Origin of the sequence: Citrobacter sp. wls757 (assembly GCF_005280935.1) — a bacterium.
GTDB lineage: Bacteria > Pseudomonadota > Gammaproteobacteria > Enterobacterales > Enterobacteriaceae > Citrobacter > Citrobacter portucalensis.
The window spans coordinates 71,539-90,886 of sequence record NZ_SZWU01000076.1 but is presented as its reverse complement, the minus strand read 5'-3'; the positions used below and the strand labels follow the sequence as shown (position 1 = coordinate 90,886).

General features: G+C 48.4%; 22 protein-coding genes, 1 tRNA gene and 1 pseudogene. 11 read left to right on the top strand and 13 right to left on the bottom strand.

Annotation, left to right across the window (positions count from 1 at the left end; genetic code table 11):
• Positions 1-411: 411 nt before the first annotated feature.
• The 12 genes from FDW94_RS20900 to nac form a co-directional block, all read right to left on the bottom strand.
• On the bottom strand, positions 412-762 hold the full coding sequence (locus tag FDW94_RS20900) for a DUF6404 family protein (RefSeq protein WP_137378184.1): 351 nt from the start codon (positions 760-762) through the stop codon (positions 412-414).
• 269 nt (positions 763-1,031) lie between these two features.
• The gene (locus FDW94_RS20895) at positions 1,032-1,274 is read right to left on the bottom strand and encodes a DNA-binding protein (protein WP_137378183.1); all 243 of its coding nucleotides are present in this window, start codon (positions 1,272-1,274) and stop codon (positions 1,032-1,034) included.
• A gap of 69 nt (positions 1,275-1,343) precedes the next feature.
• Positions 1,344-1,694: a hypothetical protein gene (locus FDW94_RS20890; RefSeq protein WP_137378182.1), complete on the bottom strand. Its 351-nt coding sequence runs from the start codon at positions 1,692-1,694 to the stop codon at positions 1,344-1,346.
• A gap of 158 nt (positions 1,695-1,852) precedes the next feature.
• Positions 1,853-2,146 carry a hypothetical protein gene (locus FDW94_RS20885; protein WP_137378181.1) on the bottom strand — a complete coding sequence of 98 codons (294 nt, stop codon included), beginning with the start codon at positions 2,144-2,146 and terminating at the stop codon, positions 1,853-1,855.
• A gap of 74 nt (positions 2,147-2,220) precedes the next feature.
• Positions 2,221-2,520, bottom strand: coding sequence for a hypothetical protein (locus FDW94_RS20880; protein ID WP_137378180.1), 300 nt, complete (start codon positions 2,518-2,520; stop codon positions 2,221-2,223).
• A 16-nt stretch (positions 2,521-2,536) separates the two neighbouring features.
• The gene (locus FDW94_RS20875) at positions 2,537-2,917 is read right to left on the bottom strand and encodes a hypothetical protein (RefSeq protein WP_137378179.1); all 381 of its coding nucleotides are present in this window, start codon (positions 2,915-2,917) and stop codon (positions 2,537-2,539) included.
• Between the two features lie 16 nt (positions 2,918-2,933).
• Positions 2,934-3,245, bottom strand: a complete 312-nt coding sequence (locus FDW94_RS20870) for a hypothetical protein (RefSeq protein ID WP_137378178.1) — start codon at positions 3,243-3,245, stop codon at positions 2,934-2,936.
• Between the two features lie 30 nt (positions 3,246-3,275).
• Positions 3,276-3,491, bottom strand: coding sequence for an AlpA family transcriptional regulator (locus tag FDW94_RS20865; RefSeq protein ID WP_137378177.1), 216 nt, complete (start codon positions 3,489-3,491; stop codon positions 3,276-3,278).
• 147 nt (positions 3,492-3,638) lie between these two features.
• Positions 3,639-4,502 (bottom strand): DUF6387 family protein, encoded by an 864-nt coding sequence (locus tag FDW94_RS20860; RefSeq protein ID WP_137378176.1) that lies wholly within the window; start codon positions 4,500-4,502, stop codon positions 3,639-3,641.
• A 419-nt stretch (positions 4,503-4,921) separates the two neighbouring features.
• Positions 4,922-5,113 (bottom strand): hypothetical protein, encoded by a 192-nt coding sequence (locus tag FDW94_RS20855; protein ID WP_137378175.1) that lies wholly within the window; start codon positions 5,111-5,113, stop codon positions 4,922-4,924.
• Positions 5,114-5,523: 410 nt separating this feature from the next.
• Entirely contained in the window at positions 5,524-6,474 is a 951-nt protein-coding gene (cbl, locus tag FDW94_RS20850) for an HTH-type transcriptional regulator Cbl (RefSeq protein ID WP_020996493.1), read from the bottom strand.
• A gap of 101 nt (positions 6,475-6,575) precedes the next feature.
• A complete protein-coding gene (gene nac, locus FDW94_RS20845; RefSeq protein WP_103285036.1) occupies positions 6,576-7,493 on the bottom strand; it encodes a nitrogen assimilation transcriptional regulator NAC in 918 nt (305 codons plus the stop codon).
• Positions 7,494-7,819: 326 nt separating this feature from the next.
• On the opposite strand from nac, the gene FDW94_RS20840 reads away from it, so the two are divergent.
• Positions 7,820-7,895: transfer RNA gene (locus FDW94_RS20840), tRNA-Asn, on the top strand.
• 75 nt (positions 7,896-7,970) lie between these two features.
• Here the strand turns inward: FDW94_RS20840 and FDW94_RS24570 are convergent.
• Positions 7,971-8,060, bottom strand: a pseudogene (locus FDW94_RS24570) (type II toxin-antitoxin system PemK/MazF family toxin); the annotation flags it as partial.
• Positions 8,061-8,241: 181 nt separating this feature from the next.
• Between FDW94_RS24570 and FDW94_RS20830 the strand changes: the two are divergent.
• From FDW94_RS20830 to FDW94_RS20785, 10 genes are all read left to right on the top strand, one after another.
• On the top strand, positions 8,242-9,225 hold the full coding sequence (locus FDW94_RS20830; RefSeq protein ID WP_137378174.1) for an alpha/beta fold hydrolase: 984 nt from the start codon (positions 8,242-8,244) through the stop codon (positions 9,223-9,225).
• Positions 9,226-9,514: 289 nt separating this feature from the next.
• Entirely contained in the window at positions 9,515-10,036 is a 522-nt protein-coding gene (gene fecI / locus FDW94_RS20825; protein ID WP_008784388.1) for a ferric citrate uptake sigma factor FecI, read from the top strand.
• On the top strand, positions 10,033-10,986 hold the full coding sequence (gene fecR / locus FDW94_RS20820; RefSeq protein ID WP_137378173.1) for a ferric citrate uptake sigma factor regulator FecR: 954 nt from the start codon (positions 10,033-10,035) through the stop codon (positions 10,984-10,986). Before fecI ends, fecR begins: the two co-directional genes overlap by 4 nt.
• Before the next feature lie 86 nt (positions 10,987-11,072).
• Positions 11,073-13,397, top strand: coding sequence for a TonB-dependent Fe(3+) dicitrate receptor FecA (gene fecA, locus FDW94_RS20815; RefSeq protein WP_137378172.1), 2,325 nt, complete (start codon positions 11,073-11,075; stop codon positions 13,395-13,397).
• A 74-nt stretch (positions 13,398-13,471) separates the two neighbouring features.
• Positions 13,472-14,371: a Fe(3+) dicitrate ABC transporter substrate-binding protein gene (locus tag FDW94_RS20810; RefSeq protein ID WP_008784385.1), complete on the top strand. Its 900-nt coding sequence runs from the start codon at positions 13,472-13,474 to the stop codon at positions 14,369-14,371.
• Positions 14,368-15,366: an iron-dicitrate ABC transporter permease FecC gene (fecC, locus tag FDW94_RS20805; RefSeq protein ID WP_111465782.1), complete on the top strand. Its 999-nt coding sequence runs from the start codon at positions 14,368-14,370 to the stop codon at positions 15,364-15,366. The genes FDW94_RS20810 and fecC overlap by 4 nt, the downstream gene beginning before the upstream one ends.
• Complete coding sequence (gene fecD / locus FDW94_RS20800) at positions 15,363-16,319, top strand: Fe(3+) dicitrate ABC transporter permease subunit FecD (RefSeq protein ID WP_137378171.1); 957 nt, start codon at positions 15,363-15,365, stop codon at positions 16,317-16,319. Before fecC ends, fecD begins: the two co-directional genes overlap by 4 nt.
• Complete coding sequence (gene fecE / locus FDW94_RS20795; RefSeq protein WP_137378170.1) at positions 16,320-17,087, top strand: Fe(3+) dicitrate ABC transporter ATP-binding protein FecE; 768 nt, start codon at positions 16,320-16,322, stop codon at positions 17,085-17,087.
• A 371-nt stretch (positions 17,088-17,458) separates the two neighbouring features.
• Positions 17,459-18,061 (top strand): TetR/AcrR family transcriptional regulator, encoded by a 603-nt coding sequence (locus FDW94_RS20790; RefSeq protein ID WP_032942979.1) that lies wholly within the window; start codon positions 17,459-17,461, stop codon positions 18,059-18,061.
• A 78-nt stretch (positions 18,062-18,139) separates the two neighbouring features.
• Positions 18,140-19,294, top strand: a complete 1,155-nt coding sequence (locus FDW94_RS20785) for an MFS transporter (RefSeq protein ID WP_048235640.1) — start codon at positions 18,140-18,142, stop codon at positions 19,292-19,294.
• The last annotated feature ends 54 nt before the right edge of the window (positions 19,295-19,348 follow it).

The following is a 19,348-nucleotide window of genomic DNA, read 5'->3' as shown; positions in this document are numbered from 1 at the left end:
TGATTTTTACCTTCCATAAATGTACAAAATTGAACACTTTTCGTTGTTTTTATCCGTTCCTTTTGCTGATATAGTTATTTTGTATTTCTCACAACTATAAAATTATCATCCTTTTACAGGACCCCCGTGGGTCCTTTTTTTTCATTAATACGCTAAGACTAAGTGATCATGGCAGTTGACCAATTTTCGGCAGAAGAAAGCGTACCTGTACTGAACATGATGATCACGGCTACGCGGTTGTAGCTCTTCAAGTGTTGTTTTCTGTTTTATTGTCAGTTCAATTTTCATCAGGCTAGCATTGTCCTCATTTTCCCACAAACTTACGCATTTTCAATAGTCACGGATTATGAACGTAGACTCTAAACATTTTTCTATCGCTTTCAGCTAACGTCCTGTTGGATGTAGCCTGTTTTACTCAAGACTATTCCAATCTGGAAGATTATTAGCTACTCTTCTCCACCAGTGGTACAACGCCATAGAAATCCCCATCCAAACGTCAAATAACAAACTTCTAGCAATAGCATCAGTTGGATCCATCCCCGATTCCTTCCATGTAAAAAACCACATCAGTATTCCCCAGACAGAGCCAATCGGTATTCCCATCAACAAAGCGACTTGCCAGAATCTCGCGAAAGGCAACGGAGGTATCCTGATACCCATTTTCCATGCGAGGCGTAGCAGTGGGGGGGCATAGTTACTGCTCCACATTTTCTTGCTTTTCATAATGGAAATGGCTCGTTCTTTTTTCTCTTCAAAATCCATGCAAGTCCTCTCTAATTTCATCAGAACCCTTCTCAACATGAAAAGCCAGCTTAGCAATGGAATGGTCTGCCCAAAACCTCACTCAGTTCTCTCCACTGAGGAAGTAGAAAGGCTATCAGGCACTACTTTGCCAGATGGCAACTATCACATCAGTTCAACACCCCTGTATGCTTTAGACAAACTAACAATACCTTCACCAGTCGAGTTATTACAATTGCTGTTATCAGTTTACCCGGTATGTTCGTCCACATTTCGTGTCCGGGCTATCATTATTTGAATAAGCTTTCCGGCGATACACGTTCACGCACCATTTTCTCAAGCAACTGTTGTAATCTCTTAGCCCCCAAGTTTTGTACCTTTTTCTCACCAATCTCCAGATAGTATTCTTCCCGGCGCTCCGCAACGACTTGACGGAACTTCTTCAAAAGCTGTTCCAGTGTTTTCATATCAGTCGTCGCAGCTTCAGCTTGGATTTTTTTATACATATACATAACATGGAATTCATCAATCATATTGGTTATCTCCGCTTCATTACAGGATTATTTCCCTCTACACGAGGGAATATTCATCATATTTTAATATCACATCACCGTCATTTTTAACTTCCAATAAACAGGGTCTTGATTTTCATCCTGATTTATATTCTTAAACGCGAGTTCAATGATATGCTCCAGATGCCAATGTAAGATCTCTTCCTTCAAATCATTTTTATCGATATCATATGTATTATTTTTAATAGAGTATTTCATTATCTCACGAGTTATCAATACATCATAAATAACTTCTGAATATTTCCCCCAACTCAAAATCGAGATTGCTGTTTCAGGATCTTTTTCGTAAATAGCATATATCTCATTACAGAACCCTTGTAAGATGTTAGCAATAAGTTCATTTTTTGTTTTATCATGACTGTTTAATACAATCTCTTTCATTTTCTCATCCTTATTTTTCAGTAAATAATCAGTAAGACATTAGTTGTTATAAACGACATTGATGATGGCACAACCATATTCCAGATCTATACCCGTTATACTTCAAGCTGCATGTGCGTCGCCGCCTTCCTGCAACTCGGATTATTTAGGTTATATTGTTACTTACAAAATATCCAAGAATGGCGTACAAGCCGTTCTGCCACCTCTTCAAAGTTAACCTCAGTAAGACTTCCACTATTGCCTTCCAGTGAAGTAAACTTGTAGAAGTGATTGCTGATATGTGCTATCACATTTTGAATAAACAGACTCATCACTTCGGCATCATCAACATAGTACGAGATATTATAACTGCACATCTCTTGCAAGGATTTCCAGCTTGCTTCAAAAGAACGCAGGGCCAAATAATAAAACACCTCTGTAGATACATTTTTAATTTCAATATTTTTTCTCATGATCATTTCTCACTATTAAATGATATTTGTTTGTTTTTTATTTTCCGCCACACAAATGAGGCTGGATGGATTTTTTAAATAATACCTAATCTCTTTTTGTGATTAACACGTAGTGTCATCAATACCACCACCTTATCAACCATTTTTACTGAATGTCCTACTTCAAAATACTCGGCCCTGACTACTTTTTTAAACGATGAACTTGCATTTTTGATACAAGCCTTATAAATACCATCCATGAATGCATCATCCTTCATTAATGTCTCTACTTCATCGGGACGGATTTCCTTAAGCGTATTTATTTTCATTTCATAGAATAAACTTGCCATATGCATGAAAACCTTCTGGGATTCTTTTATCAGTTTTTCACTCATGTTATTACTCCTTGTTTTAGATTATAGTTTGTTTGTTGTGGCTTAGCTCTATAGTTTTATAATAAACGATAGGGCTGTTCTTTTCATGGCATTTAATAATAATGTCATGAAAACCTGTCATAACAATCTTAGTCTCATGTAAATGTATTTTCTTTGTGTCCTTTTCATCTTCTATCCATTCATTCAATGTCATTTGGATAATACATTTAATATATTTCTCTACAATCAACCCATCCCTTATTATTTTTAAAAATAAACCATCCTTCATGTTATAATATAGATAATGTATGAACTCATTGTATGTATCTATCACATCAGAGATGAAACTTGCTGTTTCAGGATTTGTTGCCATTATGCTAATCGGGGTTTCGTCCCATTCCATACTTTTCTCTTTCATTTATTTTCCTCTTTTATTACAAGTGAACACAAAACAATGAATATATAGATTCCAGATTATTTTTGACTTTATCCATGAATAACCTATATTCCGTTCTTGAATCATCTTTCATCGCTTTATTGAAATCTTCTTTTGTTCTTTCTATAACCTTATTGAAAACCTCTTCAATATATTTCCTGTCATACAAATGTCGTTTATAGTCATCCCCCATGCACTGAGCCATAACCACAACATGTTTCTTAAAGTTCTCTATAGCTAGTTCTGCAAATATTTCTGTTTCGTCATTAGTAACTATAAAACCACAAAGTTCAATATCACCTTTTTTCATCTTAACTCCTCATTATTTAATAAATATATTTTAGATATGATTGCGAGAATCAGAAATGATTTTGCAAATCCATTCATCTATCTCACTTTCAATAAATGCTATAGACCGCAATCCGATTTTTACTTGCTTAGGAAATTTACCCGCTCTTATTAAGGTATATATCCACGTTTTACCAAATCCTGTTCTTCTTATTACTTCGGATAACCGAATAAGCTTTGGATGTTTATCTGTTTTGTTTTGAACCATGTTTATCTCCTGTGTTGTTCGATGGAGATAATTCTAGGGTTTTGGCTGGTTATAAACTAGGGACGTTCGCTAACCGTGAGTTTCGCGGAAATTTTTGGCGGGATACTCTTTATAGGGACATTCGCAGAATGTGAACATCCCTTGTGTTTACTTTCTATTTTTATCAGGAGCTTTATCGTTAATTGTTATGACTTCAGCAATTTTCCAGTCCTTTAAAATATTATTTTTGATATAGAAATCATTTAAAACCTTGAAGTACTCATCGTTATCAAGATAACTTTTCGCGTAATTATAATCAGTATCTTTGATGTTCTCACTACTTCGGATCCCATTATTACCATGCAGGATGTCAGCTAAAATTGTGAAAGGTATATTCTTACCTTCGTTGTAGAGCTGTTCCCATGAGATCAAATCCATCAAAGGGATGACTTTGTAATCAAGTATTCTTTCAAAGGTCCTATGACCAAACCTAAACTTTCGTTTCGGCGGTTTAGGCGTTTTTAGGTGCTTTTGCCATAGAGCAATCAGTACTTTCAGATGTTCTGCGAGATCGTCACTGCTGGCTTCTTCCAAGTCAATTTCAATCAGCATCTTGTTAGCAGGGTTCATGCCTCCTTGTTTAAGATACTCAGAGATGTAGTCCGAACTCACTGTAACAGGGTCTGTTTGCTCTGAAGTCTCCAGCCGATACATAGCCCGCCCATAGTTGAACAATTGGACTCTGCTCATTGGTCTTACAGCATAGCTATGTGACAGTCTGTGATTGTCTGAAATCCAGTCCGATTGAAGTATCACATCACCACATCTGATTTTGGCATCATGGTATATAGCTTGCATTTGATTATCTTTGCCTGCTGTTTCCCATTGTTGTCTTGTTTTGTAAGCCAACATCCGTCTTTCAAGCTCTGCATAGATTTGTTCTAGGGTGAGATCTTTCAGGCCATCATATCGGCGTACATCAAACCAAGATAACGCTGTTCTGAGTTCTTCCATTTCCTTTTGTGTAGTCATTGTTCTACCCATTGCTTTTGTGTTTCATAAAAGTTAACCCATTCAACATGATAGAGAAAGTGGAAAAGAGGGGCGGGTTTTCAGGATGGTGTGAGAGCAGATAGGTGATCTTGGATGTAAGTGCTTTCATCTTGACTAAATATTTTTTCTTTTCTACATAATAACAAATTGTTTTATATTAATTATTTTTACAAAAATAACGACAACATCATGTTGATGTCTAAAGTGAAATGAGATTCATATAGTTAGATGATTATGACAACAACAAATTGTTTTTAATTGACATTTTATTGATAAGAAAATAATAATGATGGTAAATATGTTGGTAAAAATATAGTTAACTTTAACAAAGTCCGTAATAACAGGAGATACAGATGAAGTTCGAGTCCAGTCAGAGGAGCCATATTTAAGAAGCCTGCTTAGGAAACTAAGCAGGCTTTTTGCTTTTCTGCGATCCCATTCGCCAGGTAGACCGCTTCACTCCACACCAGGTTTTTCCATACTGCCGACGGGAGAATGTCCGTCTGCTTATGCAAAATGTCTCTATGATCCAATTCGTTAACGTCAGGGTTAAGTATCTTATCGTGCAACGACATCAGAATGAGACCCATACTTGCCCATGCCGATACTGCTGAAAGCAGCGCTAACCGCTTTATTAGTAATTCCACTGAGTACAATAGCCGGTGAGAAAGTCACGCTACGTTGCCCGGACAGAGGCTGGGCGGAGGTGACATTTCATTTGTTCCAGCACGTTAGCGTGCTGTGGGAAAACAATAGTTTTTATATTTCCGATGCCCGCCGTAGTCAGAGTAATAAATTCTATACGTTTACCAATCGAGATGTTCTTTCGGTGAAGAATGGATTTCAGTTTATTTATGCGGATTCGGGACGGGCGGTGTCTTGTTCGATATTGTCGCGGGTGCCGACGCAGGATCTGAGGCTGGAGACCTTGAGGTAACGCAGCTTTCTACCCGCCATTCAGCGACGTCAGAGAAGCCCGTTCGCTCACGGGCTTTGGTAGTTAAATCTGATAATCAATCACCGCTTCATCTGGCTCCATCGCCTGGCGCTTAATTTCATCGACGGATAGCCCTGCATTGCATAGCTCGATGAATCGCCAGACGTAGTTGCGCTGCAGCTGTCCGCGTTTAAGCCCCAGCCAAACGGTATTTGCATCAAACAAATGCCGGGTATCCAGACGGGTTAAGGTCCCCTCTTCCTGCTCGCCGCTGGATTGCTCTGCCACCAGCCCAATCCCCAACCCCAGCGACACGTAAGTTTTAATCACATCCGAGTCCTGGGCGCTGAGAATAATATCCGGTATCAGCCCTTTGCGAGCAAATGCTTCATCGATGCGGGAACGCCCTGTAATCCCCTGACGATAGGTAATTAACGGCCAGTGAGCAATAGACTCCAGCGTGAGCGGAGAGGCTTTCACTAATGGATGGTCATTAGGAACAAGCAGGCTGTGGTGCCAACGAAACCAGGGAAAAGCCACCAACAATGGATCGCTGCTCAGCCGCTCACTGGCAATTCCGATATCTGCCCCGCCATTTTGTAGCAGGACATCAATCTCCTGTGGCGTACCCTGAATAAGTTCCAGACGCACCTCAGGGAACAGCTCACGAAAAGCTTTTATCACCGCAGGCAAGCTATAGCGTGCCTGGGTATGCGTGGTGGCAATCGTCAGAACGCCGGACGTGTCATTGGTAAACAGATCCGCCAGTCGACGAACATTACTGGCCTCATTCAGAATACGCTCGGCAATAACCAGCAAGGCTTTACCCGGTTCGGTCATGCCCAACAGGCGTTTACCGCGACGGATAAAAATCTCGATACCAAGTTCATCTTCAAGTTCACGAATGTGTCGGCTGACGCCCGACTGCGAGGTGTACAGTATATTCGCGACCTCTGTCAGGTTGTAATCCTGACGGGCCGCCTCGCGGATTATTTTAAGTTGCTGGAAATTCACGTTTCGCTCCGGGCACATCAGACATTACGCTATTGTTAAAGTCTGATGCCCGGCATAACAAATAATAAAAACCTGCATCTTATTCCTTGCGGGAATAAGGTTTAGCTGACTAGCTGCAGCTCGCGATTTTCCAGCGCCGGACGGCTGACCAGCGACAACAGGATCTCCTTCACGGCCTGCGCCTGGGGCGATAAGCTCCCTCTGGCGGATACGTTCAACGATAATGGCAGATTCATCGACGGTGTTGTGATGCGCGCCATCCAGCCGTTAGCCGCATTGCATAATGAACGGGCGGCCGACTCAGGCAACACTGTGACACCCATACCACTGGCAATGGCGGCCGTTAGGGTGGAGATAGACTCAATTTCGCCAATCACTTTAGCCGTTAAGCGACGTAGCGAAAAAGCTTCATCCACGCGCAGGCGAACCGCGCTGTAATCCCGTGGCAAGAACAAATTCATCTGCGCCACTGCGGCTAAATCGACGCTTTGGCCAGGACAGTCACGCGTGCCGACCAGGTACAGATCCTCTTTAAGCAACGGTTGACTGCTGATGCCCGCCACAGGAGAACGCTCATAGAGCACTGCCATATCTAATTGCCCGCTGAGCAGCTTGTCATTCAGCACTGCCCCACTGTTTTCATGCAAATAGACCAGCACATCAGGCAGTTCGGCACGTAGCGTCTGTAATAACGGCATGGTAATGGATGACGCGACTGTCCCCGGCGCAAGGCCGATAGAGACCTGTCCACTCAAGGTCTGGCCCACGTTATTAACCGCAAGTTGCGCCTGTTCGCACTGACGTAAAATCGTCCGGGCGTGGGTATATAGCACTTTTCCTGCTTCCGTCGGCGTGACGCCACGCTTGGTACGAATCAGCAATTGCTGATCCAGCTCACCTTCCAGCGTAGCGACCTGCTGGCTCAGCGCGGGTTGCGCAATGTGCAACACTTCCGCTGCCTGGGTCAGGCTACCAATATCGACGATTTTCACGAAATATTTCAGTCGTCTGAAGTTCATTTTGCCTCCTGTCGGAATACCAGAACCCGTGCTGGCAGTCATTAAATTCAGGATTGCAAGATGCTTGCCACTTTCGTCTAAAACGGTGTTTTACGGTTAAAGCCGCGTAAAGTCAGGAGTAAAAGCGAAGGAAGATCATTCTGCACACCTAAGTATCTCATTCAGGCTGCCCTGGAAGAGGTAGACACGCACCAGAATGGGGCAAAAGCATAAAAAGACGGAAAGATCGCCGCTTTGCTGATTTTGTCAGCAAACGAACACACAAATGTATTTACCCCTTTGACAAGCCTCACCACCCTCGCTAATATGCGCCTCGTTCAAACGATTCCTCTGTAGTTCAGTCGGTAGAACGGCGGACTGTTAATCCGTATGTCACTGGTTCGAGTCCAGTCAGAGGAGCCATATTTAAGAAGCCTGCTTAGGAAACTAAGCAGGCTTTTTGCTTTTATGCCATTGCTCATTGCGCATATCAAAACCTCAACTTAGTCTGGCCAACACTTCATTCATAATAGCCGCAGGTATTTGTTCCAGACGCTTGCCGTTCCAGGCTTCCATATCAATAGACCGGAACAACAATGAGTTGAGATGTCCACTCTTCGCTCACAGTAGACTTTAAACTCACCCAGTACGTCCGCTCTGTGCCCAGAAGCGGCGTTTTCTATCACCGCTGATATATTAATCAATGTAGAGCAGGCCATATTTATAATATAAATTGACGGGTACGCTGAATTTTACAGGAACATCTCCAATGAATATTGCCGCCTCAATTGCCCTTTTGGGCGCTTGCCCATTTGTGAGTCTGGCGGCAGTACCGGTGACCTTTTCCGAAACTGCCCTGGATGCCGCAGGGCCAAAAGGCCCTTTGAAAGGCACGTTACTCACCCCGAATTCAAAACCAACAGCCGTTGTTCTTATCGTTCCTGGCTCCGGGCCAACCGATCGGGATGGAAACAACCCGCTTGGTGTGAATGCATCGCCTTACCGACTTCTTGCTGAAGGCCTGGCTGCCAAAGGTTTTGCGACGCTTCGTATCGACAAACGTGGAATGTTCGCTAGCGCAATGGCCGTAGACGATGCCAATGCGGTGACGATTGCTGACTATGTTGACGACATTCGATCCTGGGTAGACGTGCTTAGACGTCACATGCACACTCCCTGTGTTTGGGTTTTAGGACACAGCGAAGGGGGTGTAGTCGCACTTGCCTCGGCTCAAGAAGAGAATGTGTGCGGTGTGGTTCTTATCGCAACGCCTGGGAGGCCGATGGGCGAGGTGTTGAGGGGGCAACTTAACGCTAATCCGGAAAATGAAATTCTATTAAAGCAGGCGCTGCCGATAATTGATGCTCTGGAGCATCGGCGGCGAGTCGATATTACGAATATTCACCCAGCACTGCAAAGTATCTTTAATCCTGCTGTTCAGGGGTTTTTGATCAATGCATTTTCATATAATCCGGGTCATCTCATTTCGAGTATTTCCAAACCCGTGTTAGTGCTACAAGGGCAACGCGATCTCCAGGTGGAAGAAACGGATGCAAGACTGCTTAAGGCCGCGAATCCTCAAGCGTCCCTGGTTATACTGCCCAATATGAACCATGTTATGAAAGAGGTGACTTCGGACGATCGCAAAGCGAATATCGCGACATACGCTGAACCCGCGCTCCCCTTAGCTCCCGGTTTAATCGACTCGATTGAGCATTTCCTGATCCGCAACTCACCTTTTCCCGAAAAGTAACAGCTGCTCTGCTCTCGGTGTCCTCCCAAGACGGTTTACTTTTAAAGAGTTCAGCATGCTTTAAAGCATTCGTCTGCTCCATGCTCACAGCAGACATGGTCAGATGTCATTCCAACCGTCACATGCCAGAAGCAGACTCCCCTTCCCCATCCGATATCCACCTCATAACATTTGTATAAATAACAACGCATTAAGAAGTTCAACGTAATACAATTATATTTATAATTGTAATGATAACCATTCTCATATTACTATAATCGCGTGATAATTAACTTTTGATACATTCCACATGTCTGACCACGCCACTACCACTGCTTCCTTTACGCTCGAGTCGCTTTATGGCGCACATCACGGCTGGTTGAAAAGCTGGCTGACGCGCAAACTCCAGTCCGCCTTTGATGCAGATGACATTGCCCAGGACACTTTTCTACGGGTAATGGGCAGCGACTCGCTCTCGACGATCCGCGATCCGCGCTCCTTTCTGTGCACTCTCGCCAAACGGGTGATGGTCGACCTGTTTCGCCGAAACGCGCTGGAAAAAGCCTATCTGGAGATGTTGGCGCTTATGCCGGAGGCGCTCGCGCCTTCCCCCGAGGAACGCGAGAGCCAGCTCGAAACCCTGCAACTCATCGACAGCATGCTTGACGGGCTGAACGGAAAAACACGAGAAGCGTTTCTGCTTTCGCAACTGGATGGTCTGACATACAGCGAGATCGCGCTGAAGCTCGGTATCTCCGTCAGTTCGGTGAAAAAGTATATGGCAAAGGCTATCGAACATTGTCTGCTGTTTCGTCTGGAGCACGGTCTGTGAACGCTTCTATCACCGATTCTCGCCGCCAGGCATTGCGCTCGGCATCGCACTGGTATGCTGTATTGAGCGGCGAGCGTGTCAGCCCACAGCAAGAAGCGCGCTGGCAACAATGGTACGAAGAGGACAAAGATCATCAGTGGGCCTGGCAACAGGTTGAAAACCTGCGCAGCCAGCTCAGCCGCGTACCGGGCGATGTTGCCAGCCGGGCGCTGCACGATACGCGCCTTACCCGTCGTCATGTCATGAAAGGGCTACTGCTGCTGCTCGGCGTGGGCGGCGGCTGGCAGCTCTGGCAGTCTGAAGCCGGTGAAGGTCTGCGCGCGGATTACCGCACCGCCAAAGGCGCGGTCAGCCATCAGCGGCTGGAAGATGGCTCGCTGCTGACGCTCAACACACAAAGCGCCGCGGACGTTCATTTTGATACGCGTCAACGCGCTGTCCATCTCTGGTACGGAGAAATTGCTATTACTACCGCAAAAGACGCGCAGCAGAGACCTTTCCGCGTTGTGACCCGTCAGGGCCAGCTCACCGCATTAGGCACAGAATTTACCGTCTACCAGCATGACAACGTCACACGCGTTGTCGTTCAACAACACGCTGTTGAAGTCTTACTGGCAAATCGTCCGCAGGAAAAACGCATCGTCAGCGCTGGCGAGAGCCTGCAGTTTAGCGCGTCTGAATTTGGTGCAGTAGCCTCAGCGGATGATGAAAGCGCCACCTGGACGCAGGGCATTCTGAGCTTCAGCGATAAACCTTTGAGTGAAGTGATTGCCACGCTGAGCCGTTATCGCAACGGCGTGCTGCGCTGCGATCCGGCTGTAGCCGGGTTACGCCTGAGTGGCACTTTCCCGCTGAAAAATACTGATGCAATCCTGGATGTTATTGACAAGACTCTTCCAGTGAAAATTCAGTCAGTTACGCGATACTGGGTAAATATTTCCGCACTGTAAGAAAAATAATTCTCATTTCGATTGTCCTTTTTACCCTTCTCATTCGACTCATAGATGAACACAACAAAAATGATGATGGAGAAGGTATGACGCCTTTACGCGTTTTTCGCAAAACAACACCTTTGGTTAACGCCGTTCGCCTGAGCCTGCTGCCGCTGGCCGGGCTGTCGTTATCCGCCTTCGCAGCGCAGGTTGATATTGCACCGGGTTCGCTCGACAAAGCCCTTAATCAGTATGCCGCGCTCAGCGGAATTACCCTGTCGGTTGACGCCAGCCTGACGCGCGGCAAACAGAGTAACGGTCTTCACGGTGACTACGACGTCGAAACCGGCCTGCAACACCTGCTGAACGGTAGTGGCCTGCAGTTGAAACCGCTGGGTAATAACAGCTGGACGCTGGAGCCCGCACCAACACCGCAAGAAGATGCCCTGACCGTGGTGGGCGACTGGCTGGGGGATGCGCGCGAAAACGACGTATTCGAGCATGCCGGCGCACGTGACGTTATCCGCCGTGAGGATTTTGCCAAAACCGGCGCAACATCCATGCGCGAGGTACTGAACCGCATTCCTGGCGTTACCGCCCCAGAAAACAACGGCACCGGTAGCCACGATCTGGCAATGAACTTTGGTATTCGCGGCCTGAATCCGCGCCTGGCCAGCCGTTCAACGGTGCTGATGGACGGTATTCCCGTGCCGTTTGCCCCTTACGGCCAGCCGCAGCTTTCACTGGCGCCCGTCTCACTCGGAAATATGGACGCCATCGACGTGGTTCGCGGCGGTGGCGCGGTGCGTTACGGGCCACAGAGCGTGGGCGGTGTGGTGAACTTTGTTACCCGCGCTATTCCGCAAGACTTCGGCATGGAAGCCGGCGTGGAAGGCCAGCTCAGCCCAACATCTTCACAAAATAACCCAAAAGAAACGCACAACCTGATGGTGGGTGGCACGGCGGATAACGGTTTTGGTACCGCCCTGCTTTACTCCGGTACACGTGGAAGCGACTGGCGCGAACACAGCGCGACCCGCATCGACGACCTGATGCTGAAAAGCAAATATGCGCCAAACGAAGTGCATACCTTCAACAGTCTGTTGCAATACTACGACGGTGAAGCTGACATGCCCGGCGGCCTGTCTCGCGCGGATTACGATGCCGACCGCTGGCAATCCACGCGCCCTTACGATCGCTTCTGGGGGCGCCGCAAGCTGGCAAGCCTCGGCTATCAGTTCCAGCCGGACAGCCAACATAAATTCAATATTCAGGGCTTCTACACTGAAACCCTGCGCAGCGGCTACCTGGAACAGGGAAAACGCCTCACCCTTTCACCGCGTAACTACTGGGTACGCGGCATTGAACCACACTACAGTCAGAGCTTTATGGTGGGTCCTTCCGCGCACGAAGTGGGCGTGGGATACCGTTATGTGAGCGAGTCGACGCATGAAATGCGTTACTACACTGCCACCAGCAGTGGACAACTGCCGTCCAGCGCCAGCCCTTACGACCGCGACACTCGTTCCGGCACCGAAGCGCATGCCTGGTATCTGGATGACAAAATCGACATTGGCAACTGGACTATCACACCGGGTATGCGCTTTGAACATATCGAGTCATACCAGAACAACGCCATCAAAGGCACACATGAGGAAGTAAGCTACAACGCCCCACTTCCGGCGCTAAATGTGCTTTATCACCTGACTGATAGCTGGAATCTTTATGCAAACACTGAAGGCTCATTCGGCACCGTACAGTACAGCCAAATTGGCAAGGCTGTGCAAAGCGGCAATGTGGAACCGGAAAAAGCGCGAACCTGGGAGCTCGGAACCCGATACGACGATGGCGCGCTGACGGCGGAAATGGGGCTGTTCCTGATTAACTTTAATAATCAGTACGATTCCAACCAAACCAACGACACCGTTACTGCACGCGGTAAAACGCGTCATACCGGACTGGAAACTCAGACTCGCTATGATCTCGGCACATTGACGCCAACGCTCGACAACGTTTCAGTCTACGCAAGCTATGCGTATGTGAACGCTGAGATTCGCGAGAAAGGCGATACCTATGGCAATCAGGTGCCCTTCTCACCAAAACACAAAGGCACGTTGGGCGTGGACTATAAGCCGGGCAACTGGACCTTCAACCTGAATAGCGATTTCCAGTCCAGCCAGTTTGCGGATAACGCCAACACCGTTAAAGAGAGCGCTGATGGCAGTACCGGTCGCATCCCTGGCTTTATGCTCTGGGGCGCACGCGTAGCCTATGACTTCGGCCCGCAGATGGCAGACCTGAACCTGGCGTTCGGTGTGAAAAATATCTTCGACCAAGAGTATTTCACCCGCTCTTACGACGACAACAACAAAGGCATCTACGCAGGCCAGCCGCGCACGCTGTATATGCAGGGTTCGTTGAAGTTCTAAACCCCGTTTACCCGGCCTGCATGCTGTTTTTGTAGGTCGGGCAAACGAAACGCCACCCGACGCAGGCAATTTACATGTTCACACCATTACGCACGCTATTCGCCGCTCTGCTGCTCACCGGCCATGCTTTTGCCGCCACGGTTCATGACGAACATGGCACCTTTACGCTTGATAAAACGCCACAACGGATAGTGGTGCTGGAACTGTCGTTCGCGGACGCACTGGCTGCTGTCGATGTCAGTCCGGTCGGCATTGCCGACGATAACGATGCCACACGCATTCTTCCAGAGGTTCGTGCCCATCTGAAACCCTGGCAGTCTGTCGGCACGCGTGCGCAGCCGAGTTTAGAAGCCATCAGCGCGCTGAAACCGGATCTGATCATTGCCGACAGCAGCCGCCATGCGGGTATTTACATCGCCTTACAGCAAATAGCACCTGTGCTGCTGCTCAAGTCCCGCAATGAAACCTACGCTGAAAATCTGCAATCTGCGGCCATCATCGGTGAAATTGTGGGTAAAAAAGCACAGATGCAGTCACGCCTGGCGCAACACCAACAACAGATGTCAGCGTGGGCCAGCCAACTGCCAAAAGACACGATGGTGGTGTTTGGTACGTCCCGAGAGCAGCAGTTCAACCTGCATACTCAGGAGACCTGGACCGGGGGCGTCCTGACCTCTCTGGGGCTGACGGTGCCTGCAGCTATGGCGGGTTCGTCTATGCCGTCCATCGGTCTGGAACAACTGCTGGCGCTCAATCCGGCATGGCTGCTGGTCGCGCACTATCGTGAAGAGAGCATCGTGAAACGCTGGCAACAAGACCCGCTGTGGCAGATGTTAACTGCGGCGCAAAAACAGCAGACGGCGTCGGTCGACAGTAACGCCTGGGCGCGGATGCGCGGCATTTTCGCAGCCGAACGCATTGCCAGCGACACGGTAAAAATCTTTCACCACCAGCCTTTATCCGATGTGAAATGACAATTTTCAAACATCCAGCGCTACAGTGGGGTCTTCCCCTTGTCGCGCTTATCGCTATCTTCTGGCTGAGTCTGTTTTGCTACTCGGCCATTCCTGTTTCTGGCGTTGATGCCATTCACGCCCTGCTGCCAGGCCATACGCCGACGCTTCCACAAGCGCTGGTGCAAAACCTTCGTTTGCCAAGAAGCCTGGTCGCCATTTTGATCGGCGCAAGCCTGGCTCTGGCGGGAACGCTGCTGCAGACCCTGACGCATAATGCAATGGCCTCCCCTTCACTACTCGGTATTAACAGTGGCGCAGCGCTGGCGATGGCACTTACCAGCGCTATCAGCCCTGCGCCCGTTACGGGTTACTCCATCGCCTTTATAGCCGCCTGCGGTGGCGGCGTAAGCTGGCTGATGGTGATGACCGCAGGTGGTGGATTTCGCCACACCCAGGACAGAAACAAACTGATCCTCGCGGGCATCGCGTTCTCGGCTTTCTGCATGGCCCTTACCCGCATCACTCTGCTGCTGACGGAAGATCACGCCTACGGCATTTTTTACTGGCTTGCGGGAGGCGTATCCCACGCACGTTGGCAGGAGTTCTGGCAGCTTTTCCCAATGGTAGTGGTTGCTGTACCGGTGGTATTGCTGCTGGCTAATCAACTGAACCTGCTTAACGTCAGTGACAGCACCGCCCGCACGCTGGGGGTGAATCTGCCGAAGCTCCGTTTGATCATCAATATTCTGGTGCTGCTTCTGGTCGGTACCTGCGTCAGCGTGGCAGGTCCGGTGGCGTTTATCGGTCTGCTGATGCCGCATCTGGCTCGCTTCTGGGTGGGATTCGATCAGCGCAAGGTCCTGCCGATGAGCATGCTTATGGGCGCCACGCTGCTGCTGCTGGCTGATGTTCTGGCCCGAGCGCTGGCCTTCCCTGGCGAATTGCCCGCGGGGGCAGTAGTGGCGCTGATTGGTGCACCCTGTTTTGTCTGGCTGGTCAGGAGGCGTGGATGAAAATTGCGTTCGTCATTTTCATCGCCCTCGCGCTGGCAGGACTTTCGGCTTTGTCACTACAAATGGGGGTGATCGCCGTTCCCTGGCGTGCTCTGCTGAACGACTGGCAGACCGGGCGCGAATATCATTTCGTATTAACGGCGTACCGCCTGCCGCGATTGCTGCTGGCGCTGCTTGTCGGTGCAGCCCTCGCGGTGGCAGGCGTGCTGGTGCAAGGGATCGTGCGTAACCCTCTGGCATCACCGGATATCCTCGGCGTAAACCATGCCGCCAGCCTGGCCTCTGTGGGCGCGCTGCTTCTCTTACCGTCACTACCGGTGATTACTCTGCCGCTACTGGCCTTTGCCGGTGGCATGGCGGGCCTGATCCTGCTGAGAATACTGGCGAACACCAGCCAGCCGATGAAGCTGGCGCTCACGGGTGTTGCGCTCTCTGCCTGCTGGGCCAGCCTGACGGATTATCTGATGCTTTCGCGTCCGCAGGATGTGAACAGCGCCCTGCTGTGGCTGACCGGCAGCTTATGGGGCCGTGACTGGAGCTTTGTGAAAATAGCCGCCCCACTGCTGATTTTGTTTCTGCCGCTGAGTCTGCGTTTTTGCCGCGATCTCGACCTCCTGGCATTGGGCGATGCGCGCGCCACCACGCTCGGTGTGTCGGTGCCGCGTATTCGGCTCCAGGCTTTGCTACTGGCCGTCGCCATGACATCGACCGGCGTGGCCGTCTGCGGCCCAATTAGCTTTATTGGTCTTGTGGTGCCGCATATGGTGCGCAGCATTACCGGTGGACGTCACCGCTGGCTGCTGCCCGTTTCAGCCATGACAGGTGCGTTACTGCTGGTGGTTGCCGACCTGCTGGCGCGAATTATTCATCCTCCTCTGGAACTTCCGGCTGGCGTGCTGACCGCCATTATCGGTGCACCATGGTTTGTCTGGCTGCTTGTGAGAATGCGATAAATGACATTACGAACTGAAAATCTGACGGTCTGTTACGGTACAAACAAGGTGCTTGATGGCGTTTCACTCGCCCTACCAGCGGGGAAGACAACCACCCTGCTCGGCCCTAACGGCTGCGGGAAGTCAACGTTGTTAAACTGTTTTTCACGACTGTTAACGCCGCAGTCCGGCGGCGTATTTCTCGGCGATAGTGCCATCAATACGCTCTCATCACGCCAGCTAGCCCGCAGGCTGGCGCTGCTGCCCCAGCACCATCTAACTCCCGAGGGGATCACCGTCCAGGAGCTTGTTTCGTACGGTCGCAACCCGTGGTTGTCACTCTGGGGGCGTCTCTCCGTTGAAGACAATACGCGGGTCCATGATGCTATGAGCCAGACGCAGATCCAACATCTTGCCGACCGACGGTTAACCGATCTTTCTGGCGGTCAGCGACAGCGCGCATTTCTGGCGATGGTCCTGGCGCAGGATACGCCCGTTGTACTACTCGATGAGCCAACCACCTATCTCGATATCAATCATCAGGTGGAACTGATGCGGCTGATGGGCGAACTCCGGGCTCAGGGGAAAACGGTGGTCGCCGTGCTGCACGACCTTAATCAGGCCAGCCGGTACTGTGACCATCTGGTGGTCATGGCGAACGGACATATTATGGCGCAAGGCACACCAGAAGAGGTGATGAACCCTGGATTGCTGAGAACCGTATTCAGCGTGGATACGGAGATACACCCCGAACCAGTATCTGGCAGGCCGATGTGTGTAGTGAGGTAGATGATACAGTCTGTAATGGTACCATGGCTTCAACAGGTCGCCTGTCATATCACTCACGCTGCGATGACTTTACTCTGCCCTGTGAGTTCAATCGGTCGATGCAACACTATCCTTAATCGAAGGGGGACGTTGGACGTTCACTAGAATACGGCAGATTCCGGTGTGATGGTTAACCATTACGCGTGGTTGTCGTTGTATCAACGTACTATCCTGGAAAGGATAAAATCCACACATCCCTCTACAGAAACGCATAGCAATTCATAAGAAAATCTGTCTGCGCGTCATCGCTGATTTATTTATAAAAATTATTTGACTGATCGTTCCATAATCAATACTATGCCGCCTCAACTCATTTCAAGTCCCACATCCCTATGAGTGCTGAAAAACCAACCTTTCCAGGTCGTCCACGAAAGTTCGAAGATCAGGATGTCATTGATGCTGCCGTCGCTGTTTTCAGCGCCAATGGTTATGCAGGCACCTCTGCGCAAGATTTATGCAATGGTACGGGATTAGGGCGGGGAAGCCTATACAATGCCTTTGGAAGCAAGCAAGCCCTGTACGAGCAAGCTTTGTTGCGCAGCCACGAACAAACTATGTCAGCACAGTTAACAATACTCACACAACCAGGTCTGGTAAAAGAGCGATTGCATACCCTTCTGCTCTGGGGTATTGCCGAAGATCTTTCTCAGCCAGAGCAGCATGATGCGATGGTCTTATTTTCAGCCTTAGAGATGGGCAGTAAAGATGAAGCCGTTGCGAGCCTGAATAATGAATATCGTCAGCATTTAGAAAAAACGCTGGTGTCGGTATTCATCGAAGGCCAACGAAGCGGCGAACTGAACAATAAAGCATCAGCCGTCGAAATGGCGAGAGGCTTTATGGCAGGCTATTACGGTTTACGTGTACTGAATAAAAACATTACAGATAGAAAAATCCTCGAAGATGTCGTCGCTGGTCTGTTAATCAATTTATAAATTTAAGCGAAAAAATTCATTATTTACTTGCACTCATTTTTGTAACGATCATTCCAATACAAGGAAAAATAAAAAAACATGCCATTAGTCGTTTATATTTTAGGGTTAGCCATTTTTTCATTAGGTACAGCAGAGTTAATGGTGGCGGGTATGATGACCACGCTATCGGAAGCATTTGGTGTTACAGTCGGCGAAGTCGGGCATTTGATTTCATATTATGCATTCGGTGTAATGCTAGGTGGCCCGGTATTAACCTACACCTTTCTTAAGTTTAAAGCGCCCTATCGCTCAACATTATTATGGCTGTTAGGGTTATATGTTATCGTACAAGGATTAAGCGTCTTTGCCTCTGATTACAATGTGCTAGTTGCCATTCGCATCGTGACAGGTATTTTATGTGCAGGGTGTTTAAGTCTTTCACTCGCGACAAGTATGGCTCTTGTATCTGTAGAAAATCGCCCTCGTGCCGCATCAATAGTGATAGCAGGTTTTATGGTATCCAATGTCTTTGGTGTACCTATCGCGACAATCATTGACCAGCACTGGGGCTGGAAAATGAGTTTTGGGCTGGTCGCGGTCCTGGTTTTCATATGCCTGCTAGCATTAGTACGTTTATTGCCACATATGAGCGGCGGCGGTGCTATCAAGATGGCTGAAGAGATTAAGGCATTTAAAAATAAAGCCTATTGGAAAGCCTGTGCAACCAGCTGTTTGATTTTGGGAGCAAGTTTTGCGGCATTCAGTTATTTTGTCCCCGTGCTGACGGATGTCAGTGAATTTACAATGCAGACGGTTCCCTTCATTTTGATGCTTTATGGACTAGCCAATATCATCGGGAATATGGTAACGGGACGTCTTGCATATCGCCATAGTTTAACTGTTATGGTTGTCGGCTTAACAATATTGAGTATTTCTTTGCTCGGCATGGCGCTATTTGTTCAATATCAGGTCATTGCTATTCTGGCTGTTATACTTATCGGTTTATCTGGCGTACCAATGAATCCGGCAATGATGGCAAGAATTGTCAGCGTGGCACATCCAGGGCCAATGGTCAATGCCGTTCATACTTCCGTGATCAATATTGGATTAGGTGGCGGTTCTTATTTAGGTGGAATGGCAATTTCATCTGGATTCGGTTTACGTTCAGCTCTATGGATTGGAATGGTATTAGCGGTTCTGGCTTTATTATCCGTATTACCTTATATCCGTCGTAGTAAACAAGGCTGGAGTTAATAGGTTCTGAAGATAAAAATGCCCCACTTATAAAAATTACGGGGCGTCGATTTA

Excerpts from the sequence above, each read along its gene's own strand:
- FDW94_RS20900 (WP_137378184.1), bottom strand. The coding sequence starts at position 762 with ATGGATTTTGAAGAGAAAAAAGAACGAGCCATTTCCATTATGAAAAGC.
- FDW94_RS20895 (WP_137378183.1), bottom strand. The coding sequence starts at position 1,274 with ATGATTGATGAATTCCATGTTATGTATATGTATAAAAAAATCCAAGCT.
- FDW94_RS20890 (WP_137378182.1), bottom strand. The coding sequence starts at position 1,694 with ATGAAAGAGATTGTATTAAACAGTCATGATAAAACAAAAAATGAACTT.
- FDW94_RS20885 (WP_137378181.1), bottom strand. The coding sequence starts at position 2,146 with ATGAGAAAAAATATTGAAATTAAAAATGTATCTACAGAGGTGTTTTAT.
- FDW94_RS20880 (WP_137378180.1), bottom strand. The coding sequence starts at position 2,520 with ATGAGTGAAAAACTGATAAAAGAATCCCAGAAGGTTTTCATGCATATG.
- FDW94_RS20875 (WP_137378179.1), bottom strand. The coding sequence starts at position 2,917 with ATGAAAGAGAAAAGTATGGAATGGGACGAAACCCCGATTAGCATAATG.
- FDW94_RS20870 (WP_137378178.1), bottom strand. The coding sequence starts at position 3,245 with ATGAAAAAAGGTGATATTGAACTTTGTGGTTTTATAGTTACTAATGAC.
- FDW94_RS20865 (WP_137378177.1), bottom strand. The coding sequence starts at position 3,491 with ATGGTTCAAAACAAAACAGATAAACATCCAAAGCTTATTCGGTTATCC.
- FDW94_RS20860 (WP_137378176.1), bottom strand. The coding sequence starts at position 4,502 with ATGACTACACAAAAGGAAATGGAAGAACTCAGAACAGCGTTATCTTGG.
- FDW94_RS20855 (WP_137378175.1), bottom strand. The coding sequence starts at position 5,113 with ATGGGTCTCATTCTGATGTCGTTGCACGATAAGATACTTAACCCTGAC.
- nac (WP_103285036.1), bottom strand. The coding sequence starts at position 7,493 with ATGAACTTCAGACGACTGAAATATTTCGTGAAAATCGTCGATATTGGT.
- FDW94_RS20830 (WP_137378174.1), top strand. The coding sequence starts at position 8,242 with ATGAATATTGCCGCCTCAATTGCCCTTTTGGGCGCTTGCCCATTTGTG.
- fecI (WP_008784388.1), top strand. The coding sequence starts at position 9,515 with ATGTCTGACCACGCCACTACCACTGCTTCCTTTACGCTCGAGTCGCTT.
- fecA (WP_137378172.1), top strand. The coding sequence starts at position 11,073 with ATGACGCCTTTACGCGTTTTTCGCAAAACAACACCTTTGGTTAACGCC.
- FDW94_RS20810 (WP_008784385.1), top strand. The coding sequence starts at position 13,472 with ATGTTCACACCATTACGCACGCTATTCGCCGCTCTGCTGCTCACCGGC.
- fecC (WP_111465782.1), top strand. The coding sequence starts at position 14,368 with ATGACAATTTTCAAACATCCAGCGCTACAGTGGGGTCTTCCCCTTGTC.
- fecD (WP_137378171.1), top strand. The coding sequence starts at position 15,363 with ATGAAAATTGCGTTCGTCATTTTCATCGCCCTCGCGCTGGCAGGACTT.
- fecE (WP_137378170.1), top strand. The coding sequence starts at position 16,320 with ATGACATTACGAACTGAAAATCTGACGGTCTGTTACGGTACAAACAAG.
- FDW94_RS20790 (WP_032942979.1), top strand. The coding sequence starts at position 17,459 with ATGAGTGCTGAAAAACCAACCTTTCCAGGTCGTCCACGAAAGTTCGAA.
- FDW94_RS20785 (WP_048235640.1), top strand. The coding sequence starts at position 18,140 with ATGCCATTAGTCGTTTATATTTTAGGGTTAGCCATTTTTTCATTAGGT.